This is a genomic window from Geobacillus sp. FJAT-46040 (assembly GCF_002335725.1).
Taxonomy (GTDB): Bacteria; Bacillota; Bacilli; order Bacillales; family Anoxybacillaceae; genus Geobacillus; species Geobacillus thermoleovorans.
Window position 1 is genome coordinate 2,684,293 of sequence record NZ_NISS01000001.1, and the last position, 8,238, is coordinate 2,692,530.

The window sequence follows — 8,238 nt, forward strand, 5'->3', positions numbered from 1 at the left end:
GTTGAGGCCGAGGCTGCCGTTCGGGTCTCTTCTTCCTCCACCAACTGCCCATTTCTCCGCCAAATCCCGTCGATTCGGGCTGCCATCGCCCTCAGAAACGCCCGAAGCCCTTGGTCTTTCCAGCTGCGGCGGGATTTCACCCGATGCGCAAACCGGCTCATCACGCTCTCGGCGTGGCCCATCGGACGCATGCCGGTCGTCTCCACCCCTTGCTCCGACAGCCACTCCCGATAGTCCCGGATGCATCCCGGCATCGACTCGATCCGGCGAATCAAGGCGGCCAGCTGTTGTTCTTTGCCTTCGTCCTCCAACGTGCCGACCGCGCTGTTCAGCTCGACCAAAAGTCCTTCTTCGTCTTGTTTCGCCAGCTTCTTCCGCACCTCCCGCCAACGCGGATGGCCGGACAGACACTGACGCAGCTCCCGCGCCACATGAAATCGATCCAGCTGAAAGCACGCCCGCTTCCCAAAATACTCCCGGCAGGCCGTGATCCACGACGCCGCGTCGCCGTTGATGATCAAAAGGTCCCGGCACGGGTCATAGGCATATTCCTTCATCAGCCACTCTTCGAACCGTTCCCACACGTCTCCCGCCCCTTCATGGAGGTAGTGGCGCCGGTTCACCAGCTCAAGCTGCAACCCGTTTCGTTTCCATCCCTCGTGAACCGCCAAGATTTTCTCCTCTTTCGCCCGTTTCCCTTTCCCCTGGCGGGAAACAGAGTCCATCCGCCTCCACAAACAGCACTCGGCCGTGCCGTTGGGAAACAGGGCGGTGCAGCGAGACAGGGGCCTCCAGCACCAGTTGGCGAATTGCCTCATGACTCATGACCGCATACCCCACGATCGACTCCAACGTACGGGCCGCTTTGCGGTAGGAAGAGCACTCTACGGCCAACTCGACCGCCGTTTCCTCGAGGCAAGGGCTGATCGACTGCGCTCCATCAAAGCCCAGTTCGGCATCCAGCAAGAAGGTATACGCCCCGCCTGCCGATCATAGTAGTCGTTCCGTCGAAACGTCACTTCTCCAAACAGCGTTTGGATCGTGGTCGGCCGTTTGTCTTTCAGCTGATACCGGCGCTTGTCCCGCGCTTCCGCCAGTTGTTGATCAATCTCCTCCAAAAGGGCCGCCAACAAGACAGCGAACACCTTTTGAAGAGTTCTGACTAATTGTTCCTCCAGCTCTTTTAATAAAGGCCATTCTGTGGTAAGATGTTTCATGGACTCTCTCCCTCCTGTTTTATGGATGTTGGTCATCACCATCATAGCAGGGAGAGAGTCCTTTTTGCATGACATTTGCTTTTTTCTACCGCGCTTCGCTTGGTGGCCCCGACGAGCGTCGCGAACAAAAGTTCGCAACCCTCGTCGGGGAATCATTCCTGAATGTCACCCACAAATATTTTACTCACACTTCCTCTCCCACTTACTCCCTTTGGTCGTTGAAGTGGGAGTCTCCTGCGCGAAATAGGATGAAGGGCTTTCGTCTATCCGTATGCAAATTTGAGTTCATTCTATCAACTTGCCGGCATACGGTCAAGAGATCGTCCTTTTTATTAAATTTTCCCACAATTCCACCGCTTCACGGACATTGGCTTCCTTGATTCCCGTTCCGTATACGGCGCGTTCATATAGTTTCGTCAACCGATTCATTTCATCTGTTTCAAACAGGCGATCCACTTCGGCGGCGTATTGACGCAGCGTTTCATGCGGCCGACGCTTAAGTCCATAATCTTGCAAATGGCGAAGAAGCGCCCCGTACGCAGAAATGAGCCAGGCGGCCCCATCGAGTTTCCGGCGGCGGAACCGAAACAGCGTAAAGCGCGGCCACCATTTCCGCCTTGTCGCATAGGCCGCTCCGCCCAACACGGCCAACACGACCAGCGCGGTCAACCCCATTTTCCACGACCAAACATCCGCCAGCTTCTCCCACCAATGCTCCCCCTGTGCCGTCGAAGGTTGCTCAAGTAATTGATCGAGCGGCACACGCGGCGTTTCCCGTTCTTCCGGCTGCAGCTGTGGTTCTGGCTCCTCTGGATTCGAAGCGGCAAGCGAGAACGCATATGGATTGACAAACCCTTGCGTCGGTTCAAACGGCACCCAGCCGATGCCTTCAAAATACACTTCGACCCATGAATGGGCGTCGTTGTTGCGCACTTCATAAACCGATTGCCCGTCTTGTTCCCCAACCAACCGTCCGGATGTGTACCCTTTCACCCAGCGCGCTGGAATGCCCAGTGTGCGGACGAGCACCGCCATCGAGGTGGAAAAATTGTCGCAATACCCTTGCTTCGTCTCAAATAAAAACTGGTCGACGTAATCTTGATCAGGCCCGGGAACAGCGACGTCCGTCGTTTCGTACGTGTATCCGTTCAGAAGGAAGGAACCATTGGCTGTCAAATGCGTTGCTCGCCCTGTGCTTGGCGCTGTTTGCCGTCTTGTCGATTAATGAACTTATTCGCCTGTTTGCCTAACATTTGCCTCATGCAAGGCAGCCAGCTGGCGAGAAGGCTGTCACAACGGAAAACGAGGGTGTCCCAAACGGAACACCCTCGTTCTCATGGTACAAAAAAAGGACGCCGCTTCCGGCGTCGTATCCTGAAGACCGGAACACCCTTGTCCCCCACTACTATGCGCGCTGCCTGAGCGTTTCGTATAGTTGTGTTGATCTTGAAGACAGACGACCTTTTGGAACAGCCCCGTTTTTTAGCCCCCTGTTCGCTCCCAGCGTTTTATGCCACTAAATCATCTTCTCCGGTCTCACCCATTCCTCGTACTGCTCCGCCGTGACATACCCGGTTTTCAACGCCGCTTCCTTGAGCGTCAACCCTTCGCGATGGGCGAGCTTGGCGATTTCCGCCGCCCGGTCGTAGCCGATATGCGGGCTCAACGCCGTCACGAGCATGAGTGAGCGGTCCACGTATTCTTTCATTTTCGCTTCGTTCGCCTCCAGCCCTTGGGCGCACCGTTCATCAAACGAGCGGATCACATCGCCGAGCAGCTGCACGGACTGAATGGCGTTATAGGCGATGACCGGTTTGAACACATTTAATTGGAAGTTGCCTTGGCTCGCCGCAAAGCCGATCGTGGCGTCATTGCCGAACACTTGCACAGCGACCATCGTCATCGCTTCGCTTTGCGTCGGATTCACTTTCCCCGGCATGATCGAGCTTCCGGGTTCATTGGCTGGAATCGTGATCTCCCCGAGCCCGGAGCGCGGCCCGCTCGCCAGCCAGCGGATATCGTTGGCGATTTTCATCAAATCGGCGGCGAGCGCTTTCAACGCTCCGTGGACATACACGATCTCATCATGGCTGGTCAGCGCGTGAAATTTGTTGGCGGCAGAGCGGAACGGGTAGCCGGTTTGAGCGTGCAGCTGTTTGGCGACTTGTTCGCCAAACGCTGGCGGCGCATTGAGCCCCGTGCCGACGGCCGTGCCGCCGATCGCCAAATCGAGCAGCTTGTCGGCCGCTTCGCTAATCATCATTTTGCTTTTCTCTAGCATCGCCCGCCAGCCGGAAATCTCTTGTCCAAATGTGAGCGGCGTCGCATCTTGCAAGTGGGTGCGCCCGATTTTGATCGTCTTCCCATATTGGCGTTCTTTGGTCGCGAATGTCCTGATCAAGCCATCAAGCGCTGGCAGGAGGTGCGTTTGGATCTTCGTGAAGATCGCGATATGCATCACAGTTGGGAATGTGTCGTTCGAGCTTTGCGACATGTTCACATCATCGTTTGGGTGAATGCGCCCTTCCCCCTCATCCAGCAGCTCGCTCGCCCGTCTCGCCACGACTTCATTGACGTTCATGTTCGTCTGCGTCCCACTTCCCGTCTGCCAGACGACGAGCGGAAAATGGTCATCCCATTGGCCCGCCAAAATTTCCTCGCACGCGGCCACAATCGCCCGCTGCTTCGCTTCGCTCAGTTTCCCGGCTCGATGGTTGACGATGGCCGCCGCTTTTTTCAACTCGGCATAGGCGTAAATGAGTTCAAGCGGCATCGTTTCTTTGCCGATGCGGAAGTTTTGCCGGCTCCGCTCCGTCTGCGCCCCCCAGTATTTATCGGCCGGCACCCGCACCTCGCCGAGCGAGTCGCGTTCGATTCGTTCGTTCATTGCGTTGTCCTCCTTTGCATCGACATCCCCATTACATTTTTATTCCCATTTTCAGCTGGATCAACGCAACGAAGCGGCTAAAAAGACGCCTATATTCAAAGAAGGGGAATGGTTCGACAATGAAGAAACGATGGGCCCCGCTTCTTATTTTGCTTCTTCTATGGCTTTCCGACTGTTCATTCGGTGATATCAAGCTGCCTACATTAACGTTGACTATCAACAGCGAAACGGTCGACCACCGGCTCGGGATTTATACGTGGTCGACAGGCCGCCGCGGAGTGGTTGCTGATGCTGCGGCCCCGCCGCTGCTCGTCAAAGAACTCAAGCTCCATCCTGCCGCCCCGAGTGCAAAGCTTCACGTTCAATTTGACTACTGCCCAGCGGCAAAAAGAAAAAGAACACCGGGATTACTCCCAGTGTTCTTTGTTTCGCTAGGCGGATTACATCATGCCGCCCATCGCTTATCAATGGACATCAAAGTTTCTTTAAGTCTGTTAAATGTTGAATTATAGGGATTTTTAGAGACTTGTAAGGTTTAAATATCCAATAAAAAATATAATTTTTGATTAAATTCGTGGTCACAATGTGGTCACGTGGTCAAAAAAAAGGCGGATCACTCCGCCTCTTTTCGTTGCTCATATTCCGCCTTTTTTATTGTAACTATTCACCCCAGTGCTAGTGTATAAAAAAGCCCAGCACAAATAGGGCATTTCGGTCATAGAAAATGCCCTAGGTAGCGGAAAGAACTCGATCGATCGTTTCGCCTGCCAACAGAAGACATAACGAATCCCACACGTTTTTTTCGTGTTTCGTCAGTGTGGAAACGATGCTTCTTGCGATGCAAAACGACTGCGCGAATGTTTCTTCGCGAAACGTACCCGAAATGTTCTCTTTGACTTTGACCATGCGAAGATCGCGTTCGGCTTGGTTGTTATCAAAGGGAACATGTACTTCACGTAAGAAACGCAGCGCTTCTTCCTTTCGTTTTTGAAGGCGTCGAACAAAAGCGAGTGCTTTTTTCGGAAGAGGCGTCATCGTTTCTAATCGGTGTTGTGCTCTTTCTAGGATGCGATCATACACTCGTTCCCACCGTCTCGCTTCTTCTTCGGAAAGTGCACCGTGATGGGCTTCGACGGCTTGCTTGGCGGCTAACAGAAACGTGGTCATGCGCATCGCCCACGTATGCCCCTGTTCGATGAATCCTTTTAACTCACGCAAATGGTGGGCATGACAAAGGGCATGGGTGGCATGTGTGTATTTCGGATACGTACCGAACGCATCGTGCATCATCGTCCCTTCATATCGGGGAAGAATCCCGATATCATCGGTCGCTTTTTTTCCACGAGAAGCGTGAGGAGCCAAGTATGTATATCTCGATGTACACGCGACATGCACCCATGCGAGTTTCCCATTGATGCGCAAACTCGTTTCATCGACATGCAGGATGTTGGATTCAAGTAAGGCGTCTTCGATGATGTCCATATTTGATTCCAACGATTCGCGTCCTCGTTTCACCATATTGGCAAGAGTTCCCGTACTAATCGAGTGTTGATATAACGCTTCGATTGTATCACTTAAACGCTTGTACGGGATCAATTGGATATGATGTAAATAAACAACGAGCGCCGTGAGCCGTGGACCGTATTGCACATGATTCGTGACATGGGATGGGAATTCGGCTTGTTGCACGCATCGACAATGTGGACACGATTTCACTTCACGTTCATGTTGTGTCACCTCGATCGCCACAGGAGGGACATCAAACACTTGACGGATATCGACTTTGAACGGTTTGACTTCACGCAAAGAAGCTCCACATCCTTGACACGTATGCACACGGTGGACGACACGATGATGTGGATGTTCCACTTGACGGAGCGTCTTCCCCTCATGTCCCTCTTGCCCACCAGGCTTTTTGCCAGACGGCTCGCGGGAGGAACGCTTTTTCTCAAAACGGTCAGAAGATGGGGGCAAATGGCTATTGGAGCTGTTTTTTTCGTGCGTGCTTCCAGCTCTTGAACACGGTACTTCAGTTGTTCATTTTCTTTGCGTAGTTGTTTGTTTTCGTGACGCAAATGTTCATTTTCTTGAATGAGTTGATGAATGAGCTGTTTTTGTTGTTGGACTTTGCCGATTAAGCTCTCAACTGTAAATACAGCTTGTTGTACCGTCAACATGCGATTCACCTCCTTGTCTATCAGTATTCACATCATAGACAAGGAAAGAAGAAAATATTCAGCTCACTTTATGATGTGGCTGAATAGTTACTTTTTATTTTAGTTTTTATTATCCAGAACATTTAAAACACGATTAATAAACGCTTGACCATCTTCAAACTCAATATATCGTAAACTATTATCATGCAATAAAATCTCTACTTTTTTAAATGTTTCTCTATCCCCATTGTCTATTAGTTTCTGTAATTCAGCTAATTCAGCTCTTAATGCGTTAACCAAACTCTCTGGTTCTTCATCTCTAAATTCTCTAATCATGTCGTCAAATTCATGATCATCGATTGATTGATTATAATATCCGTCTACAAAGTATTTAAGCGTCTTAAATTTTCTCTCAATTTCCATCATATTCATCACCACTTCGGATAAGATGTAACAATATAAAAACCATATGGAGAATTAGGATCTCTTTTTAATAATGTGAAAGTATTTCTTAGGTCATAATCAATTTTATTTGCCCCCCTTTTAACTCCTCTTCCCACCGGATGTTTATATTTATAATTTAGACTTAATGTTGTACTTTCGGAGTTTAACAGCCAATCAGCAATTTTATCAGCATTGGCTTTTATTGTTAGTTCAATCACATTATTGGCAGTAGTTTTATTAGTATAAGTACTTACGTCTTTTCTTTCTGATTTCATACGATCAATTAATTCATTATCTTTTAAAGAAACATGTTTTAGAATTGTATGACCTTTATCTTCAGAATAATTTAATAATGTTCCTGCGTCAATATTGTTTATTTTATCTGAAATGAATTTGACTGCAGCATCATCAATTTTATCTGTTCCTTTTCTTACCGTCGATTTGATTACATCTCACATTTCGCACCCTAACAAGGTCAAAACAAAGGATTTTTTATTTAGTTTTTCAGAATAACTTTTTGACCAACACGACGAGCGATGGCTATCCTTTTTTTACCATCGCTGGTCGTTCCGTATGACGTTACACGTAAATGCTCTCATCCAGCCCCAACCCCTGCAGAATCCTTCGTTGTTCAGGGGTGAGGGAGCGATCCAGTGAGCGTTGGATGCGCCCATCCGGCAGCTTGAACAGGACGACGTTCACATATTGAAACAGCTGAAAAATCGCCTGTCCCGTCGGCCGGGTCAGCTTGCGGCCTCCAGGACCCTTCAACGGATGTTCTGGAGTAATAAACTGACGCACTCGGCGCTGAAAAACGCGGTAAATCGCCAAGGCCAACAGAAACAAATAGCCTAATACTGCGACCCGTTCTGGTTTTTTGACGTAAATCTCATCCGTGAAAAACGGATCTTTCAAAAAAGCGAAGTTCATTTCCACCGAGATCTGCCCTTTATATAGCTTCAAGATCTCTTGGGCATCCATGGGTTGGCCCTTCCATTCCTTCGGAACGGTCGTGACAAGGACAAACCGGGACGCTTTCCGTCTCGCCTGTTCCCACGCGTTTTGGTCGAATTCGACGTCAAGGCGCAAGAGATACCGCGTCTCCATCTCGGGTTCCGCCCCTTTTTTCGGCCGTCCGCGCCGTTTTTTCGGGCGTACGATCTCTTCGACCGCGGCCTTGACCTGATGAAACCGTGGGCGAAGGGACATCTTGAGGGACGCCAAGGCTTGTTCAGCGTCTTCCCGGCACGAGAAAGGGTGGCGCTCCCAATGGGCTTGTTCCTCGCGAAGAAGCTCCGCTTCTTTGGTTCGTTCTTTTTCGAGCGTCTTTCCTTTTCGCTGGTCGAGCGCACTCGATTCGACGACGATCAGCCGAACGGGGTGGCCTTCATAGGTGGAGGATGTTTCCCATACCCGATACGTGGCGCCGTTTCTCTCCGCCAGGGTAAAGGGTTCGCTCCACGGGATGTGAGGCGAATCGGCCTCCGCTAATGCCCGTTTCACGATCCGAAGCGACGAAGGGCCTCGGGTGATC

General features: G+C 50.7%; 6 protein-coding genes and 3 pseudogenes. 2 read left to right on the plus strand and 7 right to left on the minus strand.

Going from position 1 to position 8,238, the window contains the following annotated elements; all coding sequences use genetic code 11:
- Positions 1–1,217, minus strand: a pseudogene (locus CD000_RS14245) (ISLre2 family transposase); the annotation flags it as partial.
- 191 nt (positions 1,218–1,408) lie between these two features.
- Here CD000_RS14245 and CD000_RS19615 point away from each other — a divergent pair.
- Positions 1,409–1,597, plus strand: a pseudogene (locus CD000_RS19615) (hypothetical protein); the annotation flags it as partial.
- Here CD000_RS19615 and CD000_RS14250 read toward each other — a convergent pair.
- Positions 1,530–2,393 carry a DUF4129 domain-containing transglutaminase family protein gene (locus tag CD000_RS14250; RefSeq protein WP_233130460.1) on the minus strand — a complete coding sequence of 288 codons (864 nt, stop codon included), beginning with the start codon at positions 2,391–2,393 and terminating at the stop codon, positions 1,530–1,532. The pseudogene CD000_RS19615 and the gene CD000_RS14250 overlap by 68 nt on opposite strands.
- Before the next feature lie 340 nt (positions 2,394–2,733).
- Positions 2,734–4,104 carry a class II fumarate hydratase gene (fumC, locus tag CD000_RS14255; protein ID WP_069303971.1) on the minus strand — a complete coding sequence of 457 codons (1,371 nt, stop codon included), beginning with the start codon at positions 4,102–4,104 and terminating at the stop codon, positions 2,734–2,736.
- A 119-nt stretch (positions 4,105–4,223) separates the two neighbouring features.
- Between fumC and CD000_RS14260 the strand changes: the two genes are divergently transcribed.
- Complete coding sequence (locus tag CD000_RS14260; RefSeq protein WP_014194754.1) at positions 4,224–4,616, plus strand: hypothetical protein; 393 nt, start codon at positions 4,224–4,226, stop codon at positions 4,614–4,616.
- A gap of 217 nt (positions 4,617–4,833) precedes the next feature.
- On the opposite strand, the pseudogene CD000_RS14265 reads toward CD000_RS14260, so the two are convergent.
- The 4 genes and pseudogenes from CD000_RS14265 to CD000_RS14275 form a co-directional block, all read right to left on the minus strand.
- A pseudogene (locus CD000_RS14265) lies at positions 4,834–6,281 on the minus strand (IS66-like element ISBst12 family transposase).
- A 99-nt stretch (positions 6,282–6,380) separates the two neighbouring features.
- Positions 6,381–6,686 (minus strand): contact-dependent growth inhibition system immunity protein, encoded by a 306-nt coding sequence (locus CD000_RS14270; protein WP_019417960.1) that lies wholly within the window; start codon positions 6,684–6,686, stop codon positions 6,381–6,383.
- Positions 6,687–6,691: 5 nt separating this feature from the next.
- On the minus strand, positions 6,692–7,150 hold the full coding sequence (locus CD000_RS19265) for an RNase A-like domain-containing protein (protein WP_158225562.1): 459 nt from the start codon (positions 7,148–7,150) through the stop codon (positions 6,692–6,694).
- 133 nt (positions 7,151–7,283) lie between these two features.
- Positions 7,284–8,238 (minus strand): IS1634 family transposase (locus CD000_RS14275; RefSeq protein ID WP_233130461.1); only part of this gene is annotated, 955 nt, incomplete at its 5' end.

Excerpts from the sequence above, each read along its gene's own strand:
- CD000_RS14260 (WP_014194754.1), top strand. The coding sequence starts at position 4,224 with ATGAAGAAACGATGGGCCCCGCTTCTTATTTTGCTTCTTCTATGGCTT.
- fumC (WP_069303971.1), bottom strand. The coding sequence starts at position 4,104 with ATGAACGAACGAATCGAACGCGACTCGCTCGGCGAGGTGCGGGTGCCG.
- CD000_RS14270 (WP_019417960.1), bottom strand. The coding sequence starts at position 6,686 with ATGATGGAAATTGAGAGAAAATTTAAGACGCTTAAATACTTTGTAGAC.